Raw genomic sequence first — 24,791 nt, 5'->3', positions numbered from 1 at the left:
GATTGTGCATCGCGGCGCGTGCATTGAGGCAACCTTCGCGCGGCCACGATGGCGCCGCAAACAGCTACCGAAGATTGCACTTGTTCTGATGACAAGCCCGGCCTGTGGCGATAGCCTGCCGGCAAAACAAAAGTACGGGAGGAATGCATGCCTGACGCAATGGTTGCTGCGCGTGCGTCTGACGCGGCGCGTGGAACACCCCAGCAGGTCGACGTTGCCGTGGTCGGCGCCGGATTTGCCGGTCTTTATCTTCTCCATCGCCTGCGCAAGGCCGGCCTCACGACCGTCGCCCTCGAAGAGGCCGGCGATGTCGGCGGCACCTGGTACTGGAACCGCTACCCCGGCGCGCGCTGCGACATCCAGACCATCGACTACAGCTACACTTTCGATCCGGAACTCGAGACGGCGTGGACCTGGTCGGAGAAATACGCGACCCAGCCCGAGATCCTGCGCTATCTCGGCTTCGTCACCGACCGCTACGACCTGCGCCGCGACATCCGCTTCAGGACCAAGGTCACCGAAGCCAAATGGGACGAAGCGACCGAGCGCTGGCAGCTCACCACCGACAATGGCGCGCCGGTCTCCTGCCGCCATTACATCATGGCGACGGGCTGCCTCTCCGCGCCCAAGCCGCCGGAAATCGACGGCGTCAAGGATTTCAAGGGCGAAGTCTATTTCACCGGCCGCTGGCCGCATGACGGCGTCAATCTCGCGGGAAAGCGCGTCGCCGTGATCGGCACGGGCTCGTCGGGCATCCAGTCGATCCCGCTGATCGCCGAACAGGCCGCGCATCTGACCGTGTTCCAGCGCACGCCGAATTTCGCGCTGCCGGCGCACAACGGCCCCGCGCCCACGGACCGCATGAGCCTGCTGCAAGGCGACCGCGCGGCCTATCGCGAGCAGGCGCGCCAGTCGATGGCCGGCGTGCCCTATCCGCAGCAGACGGCCGTGAGCTGGCAACTCAGCGACGCCGAGCGCCGTGCGCGGTTCGAGGAGGCGTGGGGCAAGGGCGATCTCGTCTATATCCTGACGCAGCTCTGGGCCGACCAGGCGGTCGATGTCGACGGCAACAAGCTGATCTGCGATCTCATCCGCGAGAAGATCGGCGCCGTCGTGAAGGATCCCGAGACGGCGGCGGCACTGATGCCGCACGACCATCCCTTCGGTGCGAAACGCCCCTGCCTCGACACCAACTATTACGCGACCTACAACCGGCCGAACGTCACGCTGGTCAATCTGCGCGAGGAGCCGATCAAGGCGATCACCGCAAGCGGCATCACCACGGCCAGGCGCAGCGTCGACGTCGACGTCATCGTGTTCGCGACCGGCTTCGACGCCATGACCGGCGCGATCCGCGCCGTGCATCCGATCACCGGGCGCGGCGGCAAGTCGCTATCGGATGTCTGGGCACAGGGGCCACAGACCTATCTCGGGCTCACGGTCGAGGGCTTCCCGAACTTCTTCATGATCACCGGTCCCGGCAGCCCGTCGGTGCTGTCGAACATGGCGGTGTCGATCGAGCAGCATGTCGACTGGGTCGTCGACCGGCTCAAAGCGCTGCGCGATGCCGGCTTCACCACGATCGAGCCGACCGAGGCGGCGCAGGCCGGCTGGGGCCGGCACATGGCCGACTGCTCCACGCTGACGCTGCACCGGCTCGCCAACACCTGGTACACGGGCGCGAACGTGCCCGGCAAGGTGCAGGGCCTGATGCCCTATACCGGCGGTGTCGGTCCCTATCGCAGCATCTGCGATGAGGTCGTCAGCCGCGGCATGCTCGGCTTCAGGCTCACCGGCCCCAATGTCGCCGCGCAGTGCAATGACGGCGAGGTGGTGCGGCTGCAACCGGATGTGCGGCTGGTGCTGAACCTGCTGGCAACGCTGAACCTGCCACCGATCGAGTCGATGGGTGCGCTCGGCGCCCGCGCCTTCGTCAACGAGTTCAACAAGGGCCGCCCGGCGGGACGGCCGATCGGCGACATCGTCGACGGCACGCTGCCGGGCACCGACGGCCCGCTTCCCTATCGTGTCTACAAGCCGGCAACGCCGGGGCCGCATCCGGTCGTGGTCTATTTCCACGGCGGCGGCTGGGTGCTCGGCGACGAGCAGTCGGACGACCCGTTCTGCCGCGACATGGTGCGCCGGACCGGGATGATGTTCGTCAGCGTCGGCTATCGCCATGCGCCGGAGCATCGCTTCCCGACCGCGGCCGAGGACGGCTATGCGGCGACGCGCTGGATCGCCGAGCACGCCGCCGAGCTCGGCGGCAAGCCGGGCCCGGTGCTGGTCGCGGGCTGGAGCGCCGGCGGCAACATCGCCGCCGTCACCTGCCAGCTTGCGCGCGACCGCGGCGGACCTGACATCGCAGGCCAGCTCCTGGTGTGCCCGGTCACCGACTGCGACTTCGATCGTCCCTCCTACAACGACAATGCGACCGGCTACTTCCTGACGCGCTCGCTGATGGACTGGTTCTGGGACCTCTACTGCTCGCCGGCCGACCGTATTGACCCGCGCGTCTCGCCGCTCCGCGGCAAGGTCGCGGGCCTGCCGCCCGCCTTCGTCGTCACCTGCGAATTCGATCCGCTGCGTGACGAGGGCATCGCCTATGCCGAAGCGATGGCCGCCGCCGGCGTCCCGGTCGAGCAGCTCAAGGCGCGCGGCCATTTCCACTCGTCCTTCGCGATGGTGGACGTGGTGATCACCGGCGCGCCGGGCCGCGTGCAGATGGCCGAAGCCCTGCGGCGCTTTGCCGGGCTTCCGCCGGAGGTCAGCCTCGGCGACGAGCACAGCCACGGTCACACCAGCCCGGGGCACAGGATCGCGGCGGCCGCCAGTTAACAACAATGAGGCAGCCGGGAACCTTTTCCCGACCGCCGCGTTGAGTGCTTGTGGCATTGAGATGCAGCGATAGGATGTAGGCCCCGGCGCGCAGATCTGCGTGTTGGGGTTCTTTTTGCGTGAGGCCGGGCGATGGGGGACGTGGTTGCGGATTCAAAGGTCGATTTCGGTGCACTTGCGGCGCTGTATAAATGGCCGTCACTTGCCAACCAGCGCCGGCCGGACCGCGAGTCCTACCAGGTGAGCGAGGGCACGCTCGACGAATGCATCTCGGCGTTCATGGAAAAGCCGGCGGCGACCAGGCATCTCTATGAGATCCGCACGGCGCCGCAGCCGCCGCTGGTCACGGAGATCCTCTCGCCCGAACACGTCATCGAGCTCTCGCGCTTGAGAGAATTTCTCTGATTGCGTGCGGACGCCAGAGCTGCACGTGCACGACAGGCTTCATCCACACCCATAGGAACCTTCTTCCGGTTTTTCCCGTTATCGGAGATCGGAAGCCAAGGCGTGAGTGTCCAAGATGGTTAGAGCTGGCGTACCATCTCCGGTCGTGCCCTATGGCGCAGACCAGACCCTGTTCGTGGTGATCGACCGCCGCGACGAGATGACTGAAATCCGCATAGAGCGAAACGATCTCGAAGCCACGATCGGCGAGCTCGTCGCCGGCTGCTTCAACGATCCGATCAAGGTGATCTCGTTCAACACGCTCGAGCACTGGGTGAAGGATATCTCGCCGGAGATCGCCGCCGAAATCCGGGCGCGCTGTGACATCGACCGCATCACGCTTCCCGACTATCTCAGCGATTTCGTCGAGAGCAACACCTCGCGGGGGATCAAGCGCGCCGATACCTGCCGGCGATGACCTCGATCTCGCGGCGGCGTTCGTCGGCGAAGGCCAGGAGCTTTTCGATCGTCAGTGTATCCGTGATCCGTTTGGCGAGCCGCTCGGCGCGCGCGGCCTGATCTTCGAGATACTGGATCGTATTCAAGCGTCCGCCTCCCCAAAAGCCCCGAATTGTTGGGCATGTATGGTGCGTGAGAGGCGGCTAACAGGCGGTTAAGCGGCGGCGGCGTGCAGCGACGAATCGCTCCTTACCGCACGACGTCGAGCCTGACATTGGCGAGGCCCTTGTCCACCATGCCGAGCGCCTCGGCCGCGGAAGGCGAGATATCGACCACGCGCCCGCGAACGTAAGGCCCGCGATCGTTGACCCTGACGGTCACGAAGCGGCCGGAGGAAACATCGGTGACGCGCAGCTTCGTGCCGAACGGGAGGCTGGGATGGGCCGCGGTCAGCTCGTTCTTGTCGAACCTCTCGCCGCTCGCAGTCTCCGTATCCGAATAGAAACTGGCAACGCCATGCGAGCCCGTCCGCGTGCTGCTCCCCGCACCATCGGACGGACGCGCCCGGCTGGTCGGCCGTGGATGCAGCGACGCCACTCTGTGCGGCCGCTCGGCCGTGGCCTGCCGGCTGGTGCCGGCGAGATCGGCCTTCTGGCGGCCGACCGGAGATTGCGCGCAGGCCGCGAGCGAGGCGGCACCAATGATGGCGAGCAGCAACCGGCACGAGGTTGCGGGGGAAATCCGGGCACCTTCGGCACGTGCAAAGCGAGACATGATACGCCCCTCCGAACGGCCTCAAGTTTCGGTGGGCAATGAGGGCAGAACCTTGTCGGAACAAAAGCGGGCCTGAGGCCGGGGTTTTTTCGCACCCGGCTGTGACGATTCCACCACACTGACGTGTCCTGAATCGGGACAAATCAGCGAAATATCAGCCTGATACAATGCGCCAGGCGATCGGGCGCGCCTCCGGTTGAGCATCGCTCGCCTCGGCGTCCCCCTTCAGCAGCCGCGCCAGCTCGCGCCGATAGAGCCTTCGCCAGCCGGTTTTCAGGCTGGCGAGAAAGTCGAGCTCGCGTTGTGTCAGTGTGCCCATGAACCCGATCCGGTTTCGAGAGGCGCCGTCAGCCGACGAGGCCTGGCATCGGTTTGACGTCGGCGCTGCCGGGGAAGACCGTCTCGGCGAGCACCTTTTCCTCCACGCGCAGATGATCCCTGAGCAGACCCTTCAGCACGGCGCGCAAGTCGGTGGTCGGCTTGAGATCGCGGTCCTCGAACAGTTGCGCCGGCTTCAGGCCCGGCCAGTCCGCGATCACGCGGCCACCGGCAAGCCCGCCACCGATGAGGAAGGCGACCGTGCCCGTGCCGTGGTCGGTGCCTTGCGTGCCATTGATGCGCGCGGTGCGCCCGAACTCGGTGACGACGGCGACCACTGTGTCGCCCCAGGCCTCGCCCATGTTGGTCTCGATGGCAGCAAACGCACCGTCGAGCGCGCCGAGCAGATTGTAGAGCTGGCCCGAGGCCGCGCCTTCGGCGATGTGCGTGTCCCATCCGACGAAGCCCATGGCGCCGACGCGCGGGCCGTCGGGCTTTGCAAGATAGCGCGCGGCGGTGCCGGCCGCTTCAGCGAAATAGGCGCGCACGCGTGCGATGCCGGGAGGCGCCAGCGTCGGATCGTCCGACATCGGATCGCCGGTCCCCATCGCGCCGTCGAGCGAGGCGAGCTTCATGCGCGCCTGAAGCACGCTCGCAAGCTTCGGGTCGGTGTGCTGGTAGAGATCGAGCAGGCGATTCTGCGTGTCCTGGCTTGCCGGCAAGAGTTTCTGCGGCACCCATGTCATGACCGGCGCGGAGCCGCGCACCACCAGCGGCGTCACCGAGCCGATGCCGAGCGCGCGACTGCCGCGCGGATCGACGCGCCCGCCGGATTCCAGTGCGACCAGCGCGCGGTTGAGCCATCCCGATGCGGTCGCGCCGGGTCTGGTGAACCCGCTCTCGAGCACGTCCTGGCCGTCGAAATGCGAACGCTCGCGATAGGGCGTGGCCGCGGCGTGGACGATCGAGGCCTTGCCGCTCTTGTAGAGCCTGTGCAGGTTCGGCATCGCCGGATTGAGCGCGAAGAAGGCATCGAGCGGCAGCGCCGGCGGCTTGCCATCCAGCGCCAGCGCGCGATCGCCGCGCAAGGAGATCCAGTCGGGATCGCCGACCGGCGCGACCGCACCGAGACCGTCGAGTGCGCCGCGCAGGACGATGACGAGCAGGCGTGGATCGCGCCCTTCGGCGCGCGCGATCCGCGGCATCTGACTCCAGGCGAACAGGCTTCCGGAGCCGATCAGAAGTTCGCGCCGCGTGGGCAAATGATTGTCAGAGCCCATGGTCACCTCCTCTGGAAATCCGCCGACATGAACAGCAGCGCGAGCGCCTGCTGCCGGCTCTCGGCGCGGCCGACCGCCTGCTTCACCTCGGGCGCGATCTGCGATGCGAAGACGTCTTCGATGATGACTTGCGGATCGGCCATGCCGGTGATGCGTTCGGCAAAATTATTGGCGACGTCGAGCCGCCGGCCGACTCCGTCGATCCAGCTCGCCTCGTCGTCCGGATAGCCCTTCGGCGCCGGCGGGCGCCACAGCGGCTCGCCGAGAAGCTCCTGGCCGCCGGTGTAGCGGACAGGATCGACGCTCGTGATGCCGGTTGCACGGACCATGCCGGCCACCCATTCGCCGGGACGCTTGAGCTTTGACGGCGGCCCGCGCCAGGCCTCGTCCGACGACACCATGGCGATCGCGACCTGCTTGAGATCGCCCTCGGTGTCGCGAAAGGTCTTCGCCATCTGCTCGACCAGCGCCGGCGGCGGCTCGTCGGCGACAAAATGGCGCGCGAGCTTGGAAGCGACATGGGTCGCAGTCGCCGGATGCGCGGCGAGATCGCGCAGCACGGCGCGGCCCTGCTCGGCATCCTCCTGCTCGTAGCGCTTGCCGAGTACCGTCTCTCCGCCGGGTTCGTGCAGCCGCGGATTGAAGGTGAACTCGCCGCCATGCTGGGGATCGGCGCCGGGCGGCAGCAGCGTCCAGCCGGTCAGGACGTTGGCAAAGCTGATCACGTCGTCCTGGGTGTAGCCGGTGCGCACGCCGAGCGTATGCAGCTCCATGATCTCGCGCGCAATGTTCTCGTTGAGGCCGCGGCTGCGGTTGATGCCGGCGGTCGAGTTCGCGCCCATCGAGGCGAGATTGTCGAGATAGAACAGCATCGCCGGATGCCCCTCGACGGCCAGCAGGAGATCAACGAAGCGGCCGAGTGTGTTGGCGCGAACGGCTTCGCGCTCATAGGCGCCGGACATGCTCTGGATCTTGTTGGCCGAAACGCAGAAATGGTTGGACCAGAACCACACCAGCCGCTCGGCGAAGCCGATGTCGGCTGCGAGCGCGGCCTCCGTGCGCAGCTTGGCTTCCTGCAAATAGATCGGACGCCCGGGATCGGGAATGGCCTCGGCCGCTTGTTTGGCCGCCATCTCGGCGGCGTCCTTCTCGGAACTCTGGTCCTGTGCCTGTCCTTGCGTCTGATCTTCGGACATGACGGGCGCCGCAGCCATCTGCTGCTTCTTGGCCTGCTGCTGCGCCTGTTTGGCGCGGGCCGCGCGCCGCGCATTGGCGTCGGCCACGGTGCGGTACGCCTTTGCGCTGCTGGGAAGGGCGGCCGCGGCGGTCAGCACCAGCGGCTTGTCGAGTTCGGCGATCAGCGCGCCGCGCGGGTCGGTGCCAACGGCGGCGATCGATCCCGGTCGCGGCCCCATCCCGAAGCGATGAAGCGCCAGCACAGAATCGGCCTTTGCGGAATTGCTCATGGCGAACGCCCAATTCTTTCGCGCCTGCTGGCGGCGGCGCCTTGCTAGGCTACGATCCGTAATGCTACGTAACGTAGCATTGGCGATGCAGGCCGACAAGCGGAGATTGAGGCAGTGCCATCAAGAACGCGGGAGCCGCCGGTCTGACAGACGGGCGGCTCCAACAATCCTAGAAGTTAGGCCCGAGCGCGATCTTGGTGATCGTGCCGTTCCTGACGCCGATGCGCCACTCCGCCGAGCCGTTCGCGAACTGGGCGATGTAGATGTCGCTGTCGAGCGCGGTGACGCCGCGGAAGGAAACCGCACGCAGCTCCCCGAGTCGTGCCAGGATCGCCTGGTCGAACGGAAGCTGCTGCCGGGTGATGTCGGCGACTTCCGACGTCATGTGCTCGTAATCCGGCTGGCCCTTGCCGACGCCCTCGATATAACGGCGCAACATCTCCTCGCCATTGGCGATCGGAACGGCGCGGCGCGCGGCACGCCCCGGCTTTGCGCCGATGTTCGAAGCCTCGACGTTGTGGAAGCGCGTCTGCCGCCCCGGCATCAAGACTTCGAGGCACCGCCCTGACTTGTCGGCGATCACCCAGGGATTGTTTACGGTCGTCGTCGCCGCCCAGGACACGTTGGGCCTGACCACGCTCTGCGCCTTGCGATTGCCGTCGGCATCGAGATTGAAGACGCGGATGTCGTCGCCCATCTCGTTGTAGACCATGATCCGGATCGGCGAGGTGCCGGCGCGGCCGCGCACATTCGCCTCCTCCGCGCAAGGCACGATGCCACCGAGCTCGTCATTGCCGTCGGCGCGGAAGATGACGTCGCCGGCCTTGCCGTCGGGCTCGAGCAGCAGGCGGAATTCCGCCGTGCCGTTCTCGAACTTGGCGCCATAGATGTCGTAGCCGCCGGGCCCGACGCCGCGGAAGAATAGCGACTCCACCGGCCCGAGAGCGACGAACGTCGCGTGCAATTCGTCGACCTGACGGTGGACCTTGGCAGCGAGCGGCGCGCTCATCCGATCGTAATTCGGCGTGCCATGGCGCAAATCTTCGATCCCGCGCAGGATCATCTCCTTGCCGCCGGCGACCGGGACCTGCTCGCGGAAGCGATCCGGCACTTCCGCGACACGGCGCGCGAAGTCGGCCTCGATCGCCTGCGCCGCTGCCGCGTCGATCCGCGGTGCGAGACGGGCGCCGAACACCGCGTTCTGGACCAGCACGCGCGAGACCTTGGCCTGGTCGTCACGCAGGAAGACCAGGAGATTGTCGCCATGGATCGAGAAGACGTCGGCACCTTCGGCGAGGAGCGCCGCACGGCCCTGCACGGTTTCCTGCACCTGGAGCCGATCCCCGTCGCGGCGCACGGTAAGCACGCGGTTCGGCGCGACCCTGTACCAACCGACATACTGATCGAGCGGCGCCGGACCTGCGGCCAGCGTCGGCATCTCGGCGACGCGAAGTGCGCGGATGTCGCGGCCGTTCATGCGCAGCATCAGCTCGGCGGAGCGGCGCTCCGCGTCGAGCGGAAATGTGATCTCGCCGGACGCGGCGGCGTAGGAGGCGGTGCCGTCATTGCCAACCGTCAGGCGCAATTTACGCTGCCCGGTCAACTGGCCATAGAGTTCGTCGCCCTCGCGGAAAATGGCGAAAACCGAGGCCGGGCCCATGGCATAGAAATTGACGAAGGGGCGGTAATGTTGGGCCGGCACGTCACCGAGATCCGCCGCGACAGGCGCGGGATCCGGCGTGCGATAGGCGATCATGCCGGCGGACACGATCACGACCGGAACGATCGCGGCCGCGATCCACAGCCGCTTGCGCCAGCCGACCGCGACGGGCATCGCGGCAGCCGCGATGATGCGCTCGATGCGGGCGCGCACGGTCGAGGCCCGCGCCATCGCGAGCTCCATCGGCCGCGGCTTCACGCCGGTTGCGACATCGAGCAGGATTTCGGCATAGGACAGCCGGTCGTCGATCACCTCGATCGCCTGGGCATCGCTGATGATCTCGGCAAGCTCGGCAAGCCGCGCAAGCTGCCACCACGAGAACGGGCTGAACCAGAACACCGCGCGGTTGAGGGACGCGAGCAAGAGGACGTAGAAATCGCGGTTGGCGACATGCGCGCCTTCATGGGCGAGCACCGCGAGGCGCTTCTTCGCATCCCAGCCGGCAAATTGCGGCGGCACCAGAATGGTCGAGCCGAAGGTGACGGGGCCGCCGACGTCGCGGCTGACGCGCACGTCGGCGTCGATCAGCTGCACACCCTTCATCGGCTTCGCCGCGCGCGCCAGGCGCCAGGTCAGGCCGAGGCCGATCGCGAGACGCAGCAGCAACAGGCTGGCGACGCCGGCATAGACCACCGTGGCCACCAGCCACCAGTCTATCGACGCGACGTTTTTCACCGGCGGCGCAATGGCCGCACCGGGCGCAATCGGCAACGCCGGCTGCGGCGTCTCCAGCATCGAAATGTCGGCCGGCCACAATTCGTCCGGCACCGGCACGGACAGGGGCAGCCGGTCGATGGTGAGCGTCGGCCAATGCATCACGAATGGCATCGCGAGCGAGGCCAGCAGCACGACGACCCACGCCGTCATGTGAACGTGCGGATTGCGCACGCGAAACAGGTTGAGACCGAACCAGACGACGCCTCCCAGCACGAAGGAGCGCAGCGCCGCCTCAGCCAGAGTTGCGATCATTCTTTCTTCACTCCCCTCGCCTTCTTCGCCTTGGCCACCTGGTCGGCCAGCGTGCGCAATTGCTGCTGGTCGAGCATCGCATTGTCCACCATGCCGACGAGGACCTCTTCCATCGAGCCGTTGCAGAACCAGTCGACGATGCGCTGCACCGCCTTGGCGGCAACCCGCGAGCGCTCTTCGGCCGCGTGGTAGACATAGGTGCGTCCGTCCACGGTGTGGTTGGCATAGCCCTTTTCTTCGAGCCGGCGCAGCACCGTGCGGACGGTGGATTCCTTCAGACGCCGCGACAGCCGCTCGCGCACGACCTCGGCCGTAACAGGACCATGGGCCCAAACCAATTGCATGACCTCGTGCTCGAGGTCTCCCAGTTCGGGCAAACGATCGTCCATGGCATCTGACCTTGCGGATTGAGTCTTCTTGTAACGCTACAGAGCGTCGCATATGCGACCACGGCGCGCAACGGCGATTCCACCTGAAATGGCGGTGGTGGGCTGAGCTAACCCGGGGCGCCGGTAACGGCATGTCGTCGTCATGCCCGGGCTTGTCCCGGGCATCCACGTTCTTCGTGCTGCGAGGCAAGACGTGGATGGCCGGGACAAGCCCGGCCATGACGGCGTGGAAGCATTCAGTACTTCGGTTCGTACATCTGCGACTGGACCAGGGCCTTCACGTCGTTGGGCGCGGGGCCGTCGGCGAGCCCGCGCTGATAGGCGACGTCTGCCACTGCGGCGGCAATGCGGACCGAGACTTCGCGGATGCGGGGGAGCGCCGGATAGAGGCTGCCCTGCGCGAGGTCCTCCTTGCCGACGCAATCGGCGAGCGAATGCGCGGCGGCCATGAACATCTCGTCGGTGACGAGGCGCGAGCGGGTGGCGATGACGCCGAGGCCGACACCGGGGAAGATGTAGGAGTTGTTGCCCTGGCGCGGCACGAAGGTGCGGCCGTTGAGCTTCACCGGGTCATACGGGCTGCCGCAGGCGAACAGCGCGCGGCCCTCGGTGTAGCGATAGGCATCCTCCGCCGAGCATTCGGCCTTCGAGGTCGGATTGGAGAGCGCGAACACGATCGGACGCTCGTTGAGTTCGGCCATCGCCTTGAGCACGTCGGGCGTGAAGGCGCCGCCGACCGCCGCGACGCCGATGATTACCGTCGGCTTCAGCGTCTTGATCGCGGTGAGGAAGTCGGTGATCGGCGCCTGGTCGGCATGCGCATAGCGGAGCTTGTGACCGGACAGGCCATCCCGACCGCTGACGACGAGACCGCGGGAATCCACCAGCCAGTTGCGGCGGAGCGCCTCGGCCTCGGTGGCGCCCTCTGCCATCATGGCGGAGACCACGAGATCGGCGATACCGGTCGCCGCCTCGCCCGCACCGAGGAACAGGATTTTCTGATCCTTCAGCTTGCCGCCCGAGACGCGCAAGCCTGAGAACAGGCCGGCAAGCGCCACCGCCGCGGTGCCCTGGATGTCGTCGTTGAAGACGCAGGCTTCATCGCGATATTTGTGCAGCAGCTTGAACGCTGCGTGATTGGCAAAATCCTCGAACTGGATCAGTACGCCCGGGAACGTTTTTCGGGCGGCGACCATGAATTCGTCGACGAAGCTGTCATAGGCCTCGCCCGTCAGCCGGCGCTCGCGTAAACCGAGATAATAGGGATCGTTAAGCAGCTCTTCATTGTTGGTGCCGACGTCGAGCACGATCGGCAGGCAGTGCTCGGGATGCACGCCGGCGCAGGCCGAATAGAGCGAGAGCTTGCCGACCGGAATACCCATGCCGTTGGCGCCGAGATCGCCGAGGCCCAGGATGCGCTCGCCGTCGGTCACCACGATCAGCTTGGCCGGATAGGGCCAGTTCTTCAGGATCTCCAAGATCTGGCCGCGATCGCGCGAGGAGATGAACATGCCGCGCGGCCGCTGGAAGATCAGACCGTATTTCTGGCAGGCGAGCCCGACGGTCGGCGTGTAGATGATCGGCTGGATCTCGTCGATATTGTCGACCACGACGCGGAAGAACAGCGCCTCGTTGCGGTCATGCAGCGCATTCAGCGCGACATATTTTTCGAGATCGGTCGGCAGCGTACGCAGGTTGGTGAGCACGCGATCGACCTGCGTCTCCATCGTCAGCACGCAAGGCGGCAAGAGGCCGCGCAGGCCGAGCGCGGCGCGCTCCGCCTCCGTGAAGGCGGTGCCCTTGTTGAGCAAGGGATCGCGCAGCAGCGTCATGCCGTGCGATTGATCGGACGATGGCGACTGGGCAGTGACCCGGGCAGGTCTATTCACGAATTCCCCCAAGGAGTTTCTTATTGAACAACAGCAAGCATTGTCGGCCAGCGCTCCCCGGAGATCAAGGACATAGGACTTATGTGTCGATAATGATCTCGCACCGCAGCGAGAATTTTAGTGCAGATCGCAGATCAAGCGCGAGACAAAGGTTAACGCCGCAAGGCTTCCGCCCCTCACGGTGAAGAGCGCGGCACGCGCGTCTCCGGACGATGCTTGCAATCGCCGGGCGAACCATGAAGGCGACGCCCGCTTTCGCGGCTCCTCAGGGATGAGGAGGATTGGTGAGGCGACAACGCTAATCGGGCTTGATATCGGCAGCCTTCACGATCGGCCACCATTTCTCGGTCTCGGCCTTCTGGAAGGCGGCGAGTGCCGCGGGCGATTGCTGGTCTGGCGGCGGAATCTCCTGCCCCAGTTCGCCAAAGCGCTGCTTGACCGAGGGATCAGCGAGCACGGCGACGATGGCCGCGTTGAGCTTTGTGACGATGTCCTTCGGCGTGTTCTTCGGTGCCCAGATGCCGTGCCAGTAGGAGATGTAGAGGCCGGGCAGCCCCGCCTCGTCGACCGTCGGAATATCAGGCGCGGATGCAAGCCTTGTCGGCGAGGTCACGGCGAACGCCTTGATCGCACCGTTCTTGTATTGCGGCAGCGAGTTCGAGGCCTGGTCGAACATGATGTCGATCTGGCCTGCCACGAGATCGATCATGGCCGGCCCCGCGCCGCGATAGGGCACGAACTGGAAGTCGGTCCCGGTCTTCGCCTTGAAGAAGACGCCGGCGACATGGGCGCCGGTGCCGGCGCCGGCCGTCCCGGCGGTGGCCTTGCCGGGGTTGGCCTTCAGCCACGCGATCATCTCTTTCAGACTGTTGGCCTCAAGTGTCTTCCGTCCGACGATGAGCTGCGTCCCCATCGCAATCGTCGCGACCGGCTCGAAATCGGCGATGACGTCGTAGGGCAGCTTGAAGATCGCACCATTGAGCACATGCGTGCCCCAATGGCCGATGGTGATCGTCGTGCCGTCAGGGGTTGCGCGCGCGACGCGGGCGCCGGCGATGCTGCCGGAGGCGCCCGCGACGTTCTCGACCACCACCGTCGTGCGAAGCTCGGCAGCGATCCGTTCGGACAGGATTCGCGCCAGCGTGTCGGTCGGCCCGCCCGCCGCAAACGGCACCACGAGCGTAATGGGGCGCGACGGAAAGGGCTGGGCGCCTGCCGGCGCAGTCCCCACCGCGCATCCGATCAACACGCCAATGACGATCAGATGACCGCGTAGTCCGCCCCACAGCCCCCGCATCGTTCTCCCCCACCCTTCTTGCCGCCCGCATGTTGTCAGCGGGCTGAAGCCGGAGTGAACGCTGCCGCGTGAGCGGAGGCAAGGGAGAAGTTCGTCGAGCCTCTACCCGGCCGCCCGCCGCGGCGTCAGGGTGGCCGCGTTGTCTGCCGGCGGCGCGATCTGCATCAGGATGGTCTGGGTCGCGGACGCGACCTCAATGCCGTTCTGCTGGAAGCGCTGCTTCATGCGGCGGTTGAACTCGCGCTGGACTGGCCAGCGGCCGGCCTCGGTGCAGCGGATCTGGCCGACGATCGACACCATCGCGCCATCGACCTTGTCGACGCCCCAGAGCTCGAGGTCGCCGCGGATCAGCGCGCGGAATTCACCCTCGCGGCGCATCTCGTCGACGATGTCCTTGAGGATCTGGCCGGCGCGGTCGGTGTCCTCCTTGTAGGCCACGTTGACGCTGACGGAGGCGTTGCCGGCACCGCGACTGGCATTGGTGATGGTCGTGACCGCGCTGAACGGCACGATGTGCACGGCACCGTCGCCCGCGCGCAGGCGGATGGTGCGGATCGAGACGTTCTCGACGACGCCTGAGAGCCCCGACACGCTGACATTGTCGCCCACCTGCACCGTGTTCTCCAGCAGCAGGAACAAGCCGGTAATGAGATCCTGCACCAGTTTTTGCGATCCGAAACCGATGGCGATGCCGACGATGCCGGCGCCTGCGAGCAGCGGGGCGACATTGACGCCGATCTCACTGAGCGCCGTGAGGCCGACGACGGCGGCGATCACGCAGAGCAGCGCGGTGCGCAGCATCGGCTGGAAGGTCCGCAGGCGCGCGGCACGGGCGTAGTGCCCATCGCGGGACAGCGCATTGATCTGGCGATCCAGCAGCGCGTTGCTGATTTCCCAGATCGCCGCAGCGACGAATACGGCAACGCCGATCGTCGCCACGGCCGAGATCAGCCGGCTGCCGATCTGGCCGCCATAGAACCAGACGACGGCGTCCACGCCCCAGACTTCGAGCACGGCCACGAAGCCGATGAAGGCGATCACGCCGGATACGATCTTGCGCAACAGCGGCAGATAGCGGTTGGCCCGGATTTCCAGCCCCGGAAAGCGCTGGAGGATCTCCGGCTTGATGCGGAAGCCGCGGTCGATCAGGCCCAGCGTCAGCATGATGGCGACGCGCGTGATCAGCGCCACCACGATGGTGCCGACGAAATATTGCAGCAGCAGCGCATAGCCGTTGCGGATGTTGAGCGCCCACACGGCCCACAGCGCAAGATCGAGCGCGATCGCGAGATAATGCCAGCCACCGGCGATGCGGTTGCGCAGGCGCGCCGCGATCCCCGGCCGCTCGGCGGGCGCGCGAATGGCTTCGGCGACCTGGCGGCGGCATTGCAGGATGATGACGACGATGAAGAGATGCACCACCAGCATCACCATGCGCAGCAGCGCGGCGTAGCCGGCGCGGTGCAGACCGAGCAGCAGCGCCACGTTGGCGAAGGCGATGCCGGAGACGCCGACGCCGACGATGCGTCGTGCCCAGATCTCGATATAGGCTGCGGTCTCGGCCCGAACCGGAAGCAGGCCGAACGGCCCCACCAGCGCGCGGACCATGCAGATGAGCCCGCGCGAGAACGCATAGGCGTTGCCGACCGCCAGGATCACGAGACGGACGGTCGTGGGCTCGCCGATCTCCGTTCCGAGCAGCGCGGTGGCGATGCCCACGAAAACGAACACGGGAAGCAGTTCGAGCACCAGGCGCCCCAGCACGAAGGGCAGCCGCAGCAGGACTTGCCAGATCCGCATCAGACTGTGGCGACGCTTGTGCAGTTCGGGCGCCGGGGTGACATCGGCCACCGATGACGGCGGATCGGCGACGAGCGTCGCCTGCGCCGGCAGATGCGCAGTCTGGGGCACGCGTCCTTCCAGGAACGCGACCGGACGGCGGATCAGACGAAAGATCACCCATTCGGCGGAGAGGGCGCAGCCGAGCACCAGCGCGAGCTTCCAGGCGATCTCGATCAGGAGATTGTAGGCCGCGGGATCGTTCGCGGTTCGCACGATCCAGTAATAGAACGCCGGGAAGTGTGTGAGCGTCCGCGCCACGCTGGCGATCTCACCCGAGATCTCGCCGATCTGCTCCGATACCGTGAGCAGGAGCTGCGCACCGAGGCCGTCGGCCGAAAGCGGGATCGGCGATTTCTGTTCGGGCGCGGACGACGCAGGCTGCTGCTGACCGGACGCATTCGCAATCGCACGCAGCGTGTCGATCATCTGCGCGCGCTTCTGGTCGTCCTGCAGCGTCTCCAGCGCGCGCCTCGCCTCGTCCGGCGACAGCGTGGCCGCACCATTGGGCGCCGGCGCACGCTGCTCGGCGTGGGCGCCGGCGAGAGACGAGATGGCGAGGAAGAGCGCTGCGAGGAGCGCCGAGACAAGCTTATGCGACACGAGGATTCCTTGAAAAAAAATGAATGCGCCGGCGGCGACGGGGCCGTCACCGCCGAAGCACATGCGTCATGTCGGATCGTTGTTATTCGCCCCGGCGCTGTGTCGGAAGTTGGCCAAGGAGGCGACATTCTCTTGGCATTTGCCGCGATGCAGGAAACAGGAACCCCGTTTCCGACACAGCAAAATACCTGCTCGCGGGCGTGCGTCGATACAACACGATGCGCACGCCAAAACCTCTCCCGTCATTCCGGAAAGATTCCGGAACGACGGTGAGGAGGAGGAGGAGAAATGAAGCGTGATGCTGTTCGCTTCGCGCGACCTCGACAATGCGAGAACGTCCAAAGCACAGCGCCGGGCAGGTAGGGGCCTTGCCTCACTGATGGAGCCCGCTAAACCTTGACCCGGCGTGCCGTTCGCGGTTTCTGCCGCTATGCGATAGTCCGAACGAGCTCCATCGCACTTAACGCGGCTGGATCTGCGGAGGTGGTGTCATAGACCTCCCCTTGCTCATGATGTGGACGTTGCGCGTCGCGTATTCGCGACCGCCGTGATGCTCCTCCCGTGACATAGAACTGTCAAGCGGGGATCACGGACTTGGAAATCACATTTGAGGCAGAGTTCCAGGTTGTTCCCGCGACAGATTGGCCGCATGCGGCGGCGGAATAAATCCCTTACAGCAGCGTTTGTGTCGAAGAGAATATCCGCCTCTCCCCCTCATTCTTTTTTCAGAAAGCCAGAGATGAAAGCATTCACTTGCATCGCCATTCTCGCGGCCCTCGCGACCGGATCAGCGTTCGCGCAAACCCCGCCGCAGACCTCCACCAGGAAAGTGGACGGCACCGACAACGTCTACATCTTCCGCTATGGCGGCCATCATCCGATGTTCGTGGTGACGCCGAGGGGCGTGATCGCGACCGACCCGATCTCCTAGTTGCGACCCGCGAAGCCCTATATCGACGCGATCAAGGCGGTCACCGACAAGCCGATCAAATACGTCATCTACAGCCATCATCACTACGACCACATCGCCGGCGGCCAGCCATTCAAGGATCTCGGCGCCACCTTCATCGCCCACCGGCGGACCAAGGAGCGTCTGCTCGAGCTGAAGAAGCAGAATTCGCTGCTCGCCGACGTCGTGATGCCGGATCAGGTGGTGGACGACAAGAAAAGCATCACGCTCGGCGGCACCACGCTGGAGCTGAACTATGTCGGCCGCAACCATTCCGACAATTCGCTGGTGATGCGGCTGCCGAAGGAGAAGAGCGTCTTCGTGGTCGATTTCGCGCCGATCGAGTCCGTCCAGTTCCGCAACATCCCCGACAATGCCTCGCCGCTGGAATACATCGCCTCGCTGAAGAAGCTGGCCTCGCTCGACTGGGAGCGCATGATCCCCGGCCACCCCAATGCCGGCGGGCGGCTCGGCACCAAGAAGGACGTCGAGGACGACATCGCCTACATGGAGGACCTCTCCGCCGAGGTGAAGAAGGCGGCGGACGCCGGCAAATGCTTCGACACCGCGATGAAGGAGGTGAAGCTGCCGAAATACGAGAAGTGGGCGAATTACGAGACCGCCCTTCCCGCCAATGTCGAGCGCTTCTGCTACTGGTGGGGACGCGGGTACTAGGGGATGGCGTACACAGACGCGACGAGCTTCGCTCGCGCTGAGATCGCAGGGTGGGCAAGGCGCGTCAGCCTAGCTTTGCCCACCCGGCTCGGTCCACGGCGATGGTGGCATCATGCCCCTGTCTTGCCCGACGAGTCAAACGGGTTTCGCAAAATCCGCAAAGCGTGAGACCCATCGCCAAGCCATTGATTCCGCTGGCACCGGCTACTGTGCATGGGGTTGTTTTCGCACTTTTTGTCGATGGCCGGCTCAGCGGCCTAGAGAAACATGTCTGCCAGGTCGACCGTCGAGGACTTCCCGATCTGGTCGAAGTGTTGCGCCAGCCAGCTTCGCGCCGCCTCGCGGCCCTCGTCGCGCAGGCGACACAACAGGCTCCATTCGGGGTGGAACTGCGTGGCCGTGCCGAGCTGCGACATCAACTGGTCGTTGCCGATCCAATGCATGTACATGCGACTGTGCCTGTCGCTGTCGAGCTCGCCGTCGTCGATCAGCCGCGTGGCGAACGCGATCGCGCGCATCTCGCGCATCAAGGACGAGTTGAAGCTGATCTCGTTGATGCGGTGGAGGACATCGGCTGCACTGGTCGGCAGCTCGTCGCGCCGGATCGCCGTGACCTGCACGATGATGACGTCGTGGCTGCCCTTGCGGTAGATCAGCGGATAGATCGCGGGATTGCCGAGATAGCCGCCATCCCAATAATGCTCGCCGTCGATCTCGACGGCCTGGAAATAGGGCGGCAGGCAGGCCGAGGCGAGCACGGTTTCCGCCGTGAGAAGCGGGCTCTGGAACACCTTGATCTTGCCGGTGCGGACGTTGGTGGCGTTGAGAAACAGCTGCGGCGCCTCGGGCGAGGAATTGAGCCGGTCGAAATCGACCACGCGCTGCAGCAGCGAGCGGAGCGGATTGAAATGAAAGGGATTGAGCAGGCCCGGCGGCAGCGTGTGCGTCAGCGCGTGGATGAAGGCGTGGACCGGATGATATTCCGGCGGCAGCCTCAAGGCCTGGATCCACTGGTTCAGCGGCGACATCAAATCGTACGCCATGTCCATGCGCGACACTTCGTACCAGAATGCATGCAGGCTCTCCCGCGCGGCCTCCGCGCCTCCGTGCGCCATGCCGGAGGCCATCGCCACCGCATTCATGGCACCGGCACTGGTCGCGCTGATCGCCTCGATCGCGAGCCTGCCGTCTTCGAGCACCTGGTCGAGCACGCCCCAGACGAAGGCGCCGTGCGCGCCGCCGCCCTGGAGCGCGAAGTTGACGGTCTTGCGGTCTGCGGTCCGGTTGGCTGTCACTTTGTTTGCTTCTTGCCTCCCGTCCCCTCCTTCTCCAGCGCCTTGCGCACCTCCTTGAACTCTTCCAGCGAGGCCTTGTCGGCCCGGGGAAAGCGCAAGTCGAGCTTTTCGAGCGCAGCATTGATCACCGAGCCGATCACGACGCGGGCGAACCATTTGTGATCGGCGGGCACGACATACCACGGCGCATGAGACGTCGCCGTGTGGCGGACGATGTCCTGATAGACGGCCTGGTAGCGCGGCCACAGCGCGCGCTCCTTGATGTCGTCCATCGAGAATTTCCACTGCTTGGCGGGCTGCTCCAGCCGGTCGAGGAAGCGCTGACGCTGCTCGTCCTTGGACAGGTTGAGAAAGAACTTCAGCACCACGGTGCCGTTGCGGGCGAGGTAGCGCTCGAAGGCGGAAATGTCCTCGAACCGCTCCTTCCAGATGTTCTTGGTGACGAGCTTTTGCGGCAGCTTCTCCTTGGCGAGGATCTCCGGATGCACGCGCGTCACCAGGCACTCCTCGTAATGCGAGCGGTTGAAGATGCCGATATGGCCGCGCTCGGGCAGCGCGATGACGTGGCGCCAGAGGAAGTCGTGGTCGAGCTCCTTGCTGCTCGGCGCCTTGAAGGCGTGGACGTCGCAGCCCTGCGGATTGATGCCCTCGAAGATCGCCTTGATCGCGGAATCCTTGCCAGCCGCGTCCATGGCCTGGAACACGATCAACAGGGACCAGCGGTCCTGGGCGTAGAGTTTCTCCTGGAACTCGACCAGCTGCTTCTTGTTGGCGTCGAGAATTTCCTGCGCCTTCTCCTTGTCGAGATCGCCCTTCTCGTTGGTCTTGTGCGCCTTGAGGTGAAACTTGCCTGAGCCATCATAGCGGAATGGCGTGATGTAGCGGTCAAGCTCCTGGGCGAGCGATTTGGACGGCTTCTTGTTCATGAGCGCGGGGCACCTTGCGTTGCGGCTTCAGTCGGTCGAGCACGCTACCAAGGATGCCCTTGGGAAGGAATATGATGAAGAGCACCAGCAGCACGCCGTAGACGAGATTGTCCCAGCCGACCGCCTTGGTGCCGAAGCCGATGCGCAAGGTTTCCGCCAGCAGGATCGTGATGACGGCACCGAAGGTCGGACCGAGCGAGACGAACAGGCCACCGACGATGGCGGCAAAAACCATCTGGAGCGACACCGCGATGCCGCTGACCGTGTCGGGCGTGATGAACATCTGGTACTGGCAGTAGATGGCGCCCGCGAGCGCCGTCATCAGCGCGCTGAGCAGCGTGATCTTCAGCTTCTCCGCGGTGACGTCGACGCCGGCGGCGGCCGCGGCGTCCTCGTCCTCCGAGATCGCCTCCAGCGCGTAGCGGCTCATGCTGCGGTCGACCCAGTGCCAGACCACGATGCCGAAAAGCCAGACCCCGAGCGCGATCAGGTACCAGGTCGTCTTGTCGTCGAATTGCAGCGCCAGCAGCTTGTTGCCCGAGGCCCGGTTCGGCGTGTAGCCGAGCGAGCCGCCGGTATAGTCACGTGTCGCGGTGATGACCTGGAGCACGATGCCTGACAGCGCCAGCGTCACCAGCACGAAATAGTGGCCGGTGATGCGGAAGCGGAAGCAGGGATAGCCGACGATCAGCGCCAGCGCACCCGCCGCAGCCATGCTGATGGGAATGCCGATCCAGGGCGACCAGCCCAGATGATTCCACAGCAGCGCGGTGACATAGGCGCCGATGCCCATGAAGCCGCCATGGCCGAGCGAGACCAGGCCGAACCGCCCCATCATCGACCAGGACGTGTAGGCGAACGACCAGATCAGGATCAGCACCAGGATGTGCAGATGATAGGGATCGCGATAGACGAAGGGCAGCGCGACCAGCGCCGCCAGTCCCACCGCCCATGCCGCAAGCCGCCCCTGCCCCATCATCGGCGCCTCGCAAGCAGGCCCGCGGGCCGGATGAACATCATGACGATGAAGAAGGCGAAGGCGAGCACATAGCCCCATTCAAGGTCGGAGAACAGCCCGCCGAGCGAGATGATCTCGGCGAACACGAAGGCGGCAATGAAGCCGCCGATGAAATTGCCCAGGCCCCCGAGCACGCAGATCAGGAAGGTGATCGGCCCGAAGGACAGGCCGACGAAGGGATGCACGTCGTATTGCAGCACCAGCAGGCAGGCCGCGAGGCCTGCGAGCGCGCCGCCGAGCGCGGAGGTGATGAGATAGATCTTCTTCGTATCGACGCCCATCAGCGCCATGATCTGCCGGTCCTGCGAGATGGCGCGGATCGCGGTGCCCGTGAAGGTGCGGGTCATGAACAAATAGACGGCGACCATGCCGACCAGCGCAGCGAGAAACGACAGGAGTCGTGCGTAACTAAAGTTCATGTCGCCGAAGGCGAGCACCGGCAGGCGGATGCCGAGATTGCGGAAGTCGATGCCGAAGGCGACGGTGGCAAAGCTCTGAAGCACGAACAGCACACCGCCGGTCGCCAGCAGCTGGTTGATCGGCGGCGCGGTGAGCAGCGGCGCGATCACGAGGTAGTGCAGCGCGGCGCCGAGCAGCGCGACCAGAACAATGGTGAACGGCGCCGCGATGAAATAGCTGGCGCCGTAATACTGCACCATGAAATACATCGCGTACATGCCGATCATCACGAGCTCGGCATAGCAGATCCAGGTCACGTCGATGACGCCGAAGATCAGATTGAGCCCGAGGGCGAGCAGCGCCAGCACGCCGCCGAGCAGGATGCCGTTGATCACGGCCTCCAGCAGGTAGATGTCGAAAATATCCAGGATTGCCTGCATGCCCCTGCCGCCCCTCACACCCCGAGATACGCTTCCTTGACCGTGTCGCTCGCGAGCATCTCTGCCGAGGTGCCTGACGCCCGGATCGTGCCGGCCTCGATCAGATAGGCACGGTCGACCACCCGCAGCACCTGCTGCACGTTCTGCTCGACGATCAGCACCGTCAGCCCGCGGGCGCGGATCCGCTTCACCAGCTCGAACACCTGCTGCACCACGACCGGCGCAAGTCCCGCGGAGGGCTCATCGAGCAGCAGGAGCTTTGGATTGGACATCAGCGCGCGCCCGATCGCGCACATCTGCTGCTCGCCGCCGGACATGGTGCCGGCCATCTGGTGGCGGCGCTCCTTCAGGCGCGGAAACAGGTCGAACACCACCTCCAGCCGCTCGGCATAGTGGCCGCGCGCCTCCTTCATGAAGGCGCCCATCTTCAGATTGTCGTCGACCGTGAGCTGCGGAAACAGCCGCCGGTTCTCCGGCACATGGGCAATGCCGAGGCTGACGATCTTGTGCGGCGGTGTCGCCACGACGTCGACGGCTTCCATCCTGATCGACCCGCGCGAGGGACGGATCAGGCCGGAGATGACGCGCATCAGGGTGGTCTTGCCGGCGCCGTTGGGGCCGATGACGCCGACGGCCTCGCCGGCCTTCACGTCGAGATCGACGTCGAACAGCGCCTGGAACGTGCCGTAGCCGGCGTTGACGGACCGCAGCTCCAGCATCGGCTAGCCTCCCGCGCGGCGGCGCGCTTCGGCGGCCGCGGCCTGCGTGGTCTCGGCATCGGTGCCGAGATAGACCTCGATGACGCGGGGATCGCCTGCAACCGCGCTCGGCAGCCCTTCCGAGATCTTCTCGCCGTGGTCGAGCACCATGACGCGATCGACCACCCGCATCAGCACGCCCATGATGTGCTCGACCCAGATGATGGTGATGCCGAGCTCGTCGCGGATGTTGCGCAGCATGTCGGCGGCCTGGTCCATCTCGGTCTCGTCGAGCCCGCCGAGGCTTTCGTCGGCGAGCAACAGTTTTGGTGCTGTAGCGAGCGCCTTCGCCAGTTCGAGCTTCTTCAACCCGGCTGCGCCGAGGCCATCGACGCTGGCATGGCGGTCGGTCGGCAGGCCGACCATGGCCAGCGACCGCTCGGCCGCTTCCTCGGCCTTGATGCGGCTGTGGCGGCCCTGGCCGTAGAAGCCGGCGAGCGCGACGTTCTCGAACATGGACAGGCGGCGGAAGGGGCGCGGAATCTGGAAGGTGCGGCCGATGCCGCGGTTGATGATCCGGTGCGGCGCGAGGCCCGCGATCTCGTGCCCGGCGAACAGGATCGATCCGGAGGTCGGCGCCAGCGTGCCGGAGAGCATGTTGAAGATCGTGCTCTTGCCCGAGCCGTTGGGACCGATCAGGCCAAGGATCTCGCCCTGATCGACCTTGAACGACACGTTGTTCACGGCGGTGAAGCCGCCAAACCGCTTCACCAGCCCGCTGACTTCCAACACCAAAGTTCTCCGTTTCCTCGCGTGTTGCGCTACTGGTTGCTGTAGGTGGTGCCCTTCGGCAGTGGCAGCACGGCCTCGCGCTGCGCCTGGCTCTTCGGCCACACCACAGAGGACTTGTCGTCGATATACTGGATCACGACGGGGAACGAGCGCTCGTTCTGGCCAGACATGGGCGTGCCCTCGCCGTAGAACTTGACGCCGAAGCCGAGCATGGTGCCGCCTTCGGGGATGTCGGTGTCGAGCGCCGCCTTGCGCAGCGCGTCGGGATCGACCCCGCCATATTTTTTGATCGCGCGCGGCAGCACGTCGCTCATGAACACGTAGGTGTTGGATGCACCGATGCCGACATGGGCGGAGCGGATGGCGACGCCGGGCTTGATCTTGTCGAACTCCTCCCCGACCATCTTGATCACGGACGGAAGCTTCGGATCCATGGTCTTCTGGTTGGCGAGCCAGATCGAAATCGGGTCGGCGTTGAAGATGTAGGTGGCGTCCGCGCCCATGCCCTCCTTCAGCTTCTCATAGACGCCGTAGCCGGCGCCATGCCCCATCAGCGCGCCGAACTTCAGCCCCTGCTCGCGGGCCTGCCGCAGCAACAGCGTGATGTCGGGGTTGTAGCCGGTGTGGAAGATCACGTCCGGCTTGGCGCGCTTCAGCTTGGTCACCAGCGCGGAGAGATCCGGCGCGGTCGCCGAATAGCCTTCCTTCATCACGACGTTGAAGCCGGCCTTCTTCGCACCCGCATCGTTACCCCTGGAAACGTCGACGCCATAGGCGCCGTCCTCGTGGATGATGGCGACGCGCAGATCCTTCGGCTCCTTGTCGAACTTCGCCTTGGCGTTCTGGGCGATGAAATCCATCGTCATCATGCCGAACTGGTCGCCGCTCGCCTGCGGACGGAACACGTATTTGTAGCCCTTCTCGTTGAACACGGCCGACGAGATGCAGGTCGTCATCCACATGAACTTCTTGAGCTGCTCGACACGCGCGGCCACGGGCACGCATTGCGCCGATGAGAAGAAGCCGAGCACCATGTCGACCTTCTCCTGCTCGAGCAGGCGGACGGATTCGTTGATGGCGATGTCGGGCTTGCTCTGCGCGTCGGCGTAGACCGCTTCGATCTTGTAGCCTTCGACGCCGGTCTTGGCGAAATGGTCGAGGACGATCTTTGCGCCGACATAGTTGAGCTCGGAGCCGCCGCCCGCAAGGGGCCCGGTCAGGTCGAAAACGACGCCGATCTTGATCTTCTTCTCCTGAGCCTGGGCGGAGACCGCCAAGCCCGTCGCTGATATCGCGACCAACAGCCCCCGTACCAAGCGGGCAGCCATGCGCAGGCGCATCAAAACCTCCCTGGACTATTGTGCATCGCATTCT

At 65.3% G+C, this 24,791-nt stretch carries 22 protein-coding genes; 5 read left to right on the top strand and 17 right to left on the bottom strand.

Translation table 11 applies throughout. The annotated features are described in order from the left end of the window. Window positions 1-147: 147 nt before the first annotated feature. The 3 genes from BM118_RS12105 (at window position 148) to BM118_RS41305 (ending at window position 3,700) form a co-directional block, all read left to right on the top strand. Window positions 148-2,838: a flavin-containing monooxygenase gene (locus BM118_RS12105; protein WP_092185471.1), complete on the top strand. Its 2,691-nt coding sequence runs from the start codon at window positions 148-150 to the stop codon at window positions 2,836-2,838. Window positions 2,839-2,970: 132 nt separating this feature from the next. Next, window positions 2,971-3,243, top strand: a complete 273-nt coding sequence (locus BM118_RS12100) for a hypothetical protein (protein WP_092185469.1) — start codon at window positions 2,971-2,973, stop codon at window positions 3,241-3,243. A gap of 115 nt (window positions 3,244-3,358) precedes the next feature. Then, complete coding sequence (locus tag BM118_RS41305) at window positions 3,359-3,700, top strand: hypothetical protein (protein ID WP_177234225.1); 342 nt, start codon at window positions 3,359-3,361, stop codon at window positions 3,698-3,700. Here the strand turns inward: BM118_RS41305 and BM118_RS41300 are convergent. The 10 genes from BM118_RS41300 to BM118_RS12055 all read right to left on the bottom strand — a co-directional run bounded on the left by BM118_RS41300 (window position 3,672) and on the right by BM118_RS12055 (window position 16,225). After that, window positions 3,672-3,827 (bottom strand): hypothetical protein, encoded by a 156-nt coding sequence (locus BM118_RS41300; protein ID WP_177234224.1) that lies wholly within the window; start codon window positions 3,825-3,827, stop codon window positions 3,672-3,674. The two genes, BM118_RS41305 and BM118_RS41300, sit on opposite strands and share 29 nt — an antisense overlap. A 103-nt stretch (window positions 3,828-3,930) precedes the next feature. Continuing rightward, window positions 3,931-4,455 (bottom strand): septal ring lytic transglycosylase RlpA family protein, encoded by a 525-nt coding sequence (locus BM118_RS12090; RefSeq protein WP_092185467.1) that lies wholly within the window; start codon window positions 4,453-4,455, stop codon window positions 3,931-3,933. A gap of 154 nt (window positions 4,456-4,609) precedes the next feature. After that, entirely contained in the window at window positions 4,610-4,774 is a 165-nt protein-coding gene (locus BM118_RS41295; RefSeq protein WP_177234223.1) for a hypothetical protein, read from the bottom strand. A gap of 28 nt (window positions 4,775-4,802) precedes the next feature. After that, on the bottom strand, window positions 4,803-6,053 hold the full coding sequence (locus BM118_RS12085) for a DUF1501 domain-containing protein (protein ID WP_092185465.1): 1,251 nt from the start codon (window positions 6,051-6,053) through the stop codon (window positions 4,803-4,805). Between the two features lie 2 nt (window positions 6,054-6,055). Continuing rightward, window positions 6,056-7,519 carry a DUF1800 domain-containing protein gene (locus tag BM118_RS12080; RefSeq protein ID WP_092185463.1) on the bottom strand — a complete coding sequence of 488 codons (1,464 nt, stop codon included), beginning with the start codon at window positions 7,517-7,519 and terminating at the stop codon, window positions 6,056-6,058. Between the two features lie 169 nt (window positions 7,520-7,688). After that, window positions 7,689-10,208, bottom strand: coding sequence for a M56 family metallopeptidase (locus BM118_RS12075; protein ID WP_092185461.1), 2,520 nt, complete (start codon window positions 10,206-10,208; stop codon window positions 7,689-7,691). After that, window positions 10,205-10,597, bottom strand: coding sequence for a BlaI/MecI/CopY family transcriptional regulator (locus BM118_RS12070; RefSeq protein WP_092185459.1), 393 nt, complete (start codon window positions 10,595-10,597; stop codon window positions 10,205-10,207). Before BM118_RS12070 ends, BM118_RS12075 begins: the two co-directional genes overlap by 4 nt. Before the next feature lie 236 nt (window positions 10,598-10,833). Next, window positions 10,834-12,429: an NAD-dependent malic enzyme gene (locus BM118_RS12065; RefSeq protein ID WP_244550147.1), complete on the bottom strand. Its 1,596-nt coding sequence runs from the start codon at window positions 12,427-12,429 to the stop codon at window positions 10,834-10,836. Window positions 12,430-12,784: 355 nt separating this feature from the next. After that, on the bottom strand, window positions 12,785-13,783 hold the full coding sequence (locus BM118_RS12060; RefSeq protein ID WP_092185457.1) for a Bug family tripartite tricarboxylate transporter substrate binding protein: 999 nt from the start codon (window positions 13,781-13,783) through the stop codon (window positions 12,785-12,787). Between the two features lie 102 nt (window positions 13,784-13,885). Then, complete coding sequence (locus tag BM118_RS12055; RefSeq protein ID WP_092186148.1) at window positions 13,886-16,225, bottom strand: mechanosensitive ion channel domain-containing protein; 2,340 nt, start codon at window positions 16,223-16,225, stop codon at window positions 13,886-13,888. Window positions 16,226-16,964: 739 nt separating this feature from the next. On the opposite strand from BM118_RS12055, the gene BM118_RS42270 reads away from it, so the two are divergent. Next, window positions 16,965-17,156 carry a hypothetical protein gene (locus BM118_RS42270; RefSeq protein WP_244550132.1) on the top strand — a complete coding sequence of 64 codons (192 nt, stop codon included), beginning with the start codon at window positions 16,965-16,967 and terminating at the stop codon, window positions 17,154-17,156. Next, entirely contained in the window at window positions 17,157-17,849 is a 693-nt protein-coding gene (locus BM118_RS12050; protein WP_244550131.1) for an MBL fold metallo-hydrolase, read from the top strand. Window positions 17,850-18,106: 257 nt separating this feature from the next. Here BM118_RS12050 and BM118_RS12045 read toward each other — a convergent pair whose 3' ends face one another. Genes BM118_RS12045 through BM118_RS12015 form a run of 7 tightly spaced genes read right to left on the bottom strand, consistent with a single transcriptional unit; the run spans window position 18,107 to window position 24,757 of the window. Continuing rightward, entirely contained in the window at window positions 18,107-19,144 is a 1,038-nt protein-coding gene (locus BM118_RS12045) for a patatin-like phospholipase family protein (protein ID WP_092185455.1), read from the bottom strand. Continuing rightward, window positions 19,141-20,070: a polyphosphate kinase 2 family protein gene (locus BM118_RS12040; protein WP_092185453.1), complete on the bottom strand. Its 930-nt coding sequence runs from the start codon at window positions 20,068-20,070 to the stop codon at window positions 19,141-19,143. Before BM118_RS12040 ends, BM118_RS12045 begins: the two co-directional genes overlap by 4 nt. Then, window positions 20,030-21,049 carry a branched-chain amino acid ABC transporter permease gene (locus BM118_RS12035; protein WP_092185451.1) on the bottom strand — a complete coding sequence of 340 codons (1,020 nt, stop codon included), beginning with the start codon at window positions 21,047-21,049 and terminating at the stop codon, window positions 20,030-20,032. Before BM118_RS12035 ends, BM118_RS12040 begins: the two co-directional genes overlap by 41 nt. Next, window positions 21,046-21,927, bottom strand: a complete 882-nt coding sequence (locus tag BM118_RS12030; protein ID WP_092185449.1) for a branched-chain amino acid ABC transporter permease — start codon at window positions 21,925-21,927, stop codon at window positions 21,046-21,048. The genes BM118_RS12035 and BM118_RS12030 overlap by 4 nt, the downstream gene beginning before the upstream one ends. Before the next feature lie 14 nt (window positions 21,928-21,941). Beyond that, a complete protein-coding gene (locus BM118_RS12025) occupies window positions 21,942-22,646 on the bottom strand; it encodes an ABC transporter ATP-binding protein (protein ID WP_092185447.1) in 705 nt (234 codons plus the stop codon). A gap of 3 nt (window positions 22,647-22,649) precedes the next feature. After that, window positions 22,650-23,417 carry an ABC transporter ATP-binding protein gene (locus tag BM118_RS12020; protein WP_027547896.1) on the bottom strand — a complete coding sequence of 256 codons (768 nt, stop codon included), beginning with the start codon at window positions 23,415-23,417 and terminating at the stop codon, window positions 22,650-22,652. Between the two features lie 29 nt (window positions 23,418-23,446). Beyond that, window positions 23,447-24,757, bottom strand: a complete 1,311-nt coding sequence (locus tag BM118_RS12015; protein WP_092185442.1) for an ABC transporter substrate-binding protein — start codon at window positions 24,755-24,757, stop codon at window positions 23,447-23,449. Between the last annotated feature and the right edge of the window lie 34 nt (window positions 24,758-24,791).

This window comes from Bradyrhizobium sp. cf659 (assembly GCF_900113725.1).
Lineage (GTDB): Bacteria > Pseudomonadota > Alphaproteobacteria > Rhizobiales > Xanthobacteraceae > Bradyrhizobium.
Note: the sequence above shows the minus strand (reverse complement) of the source record. Positions and strands in the feature narration are given on the sequence as shown.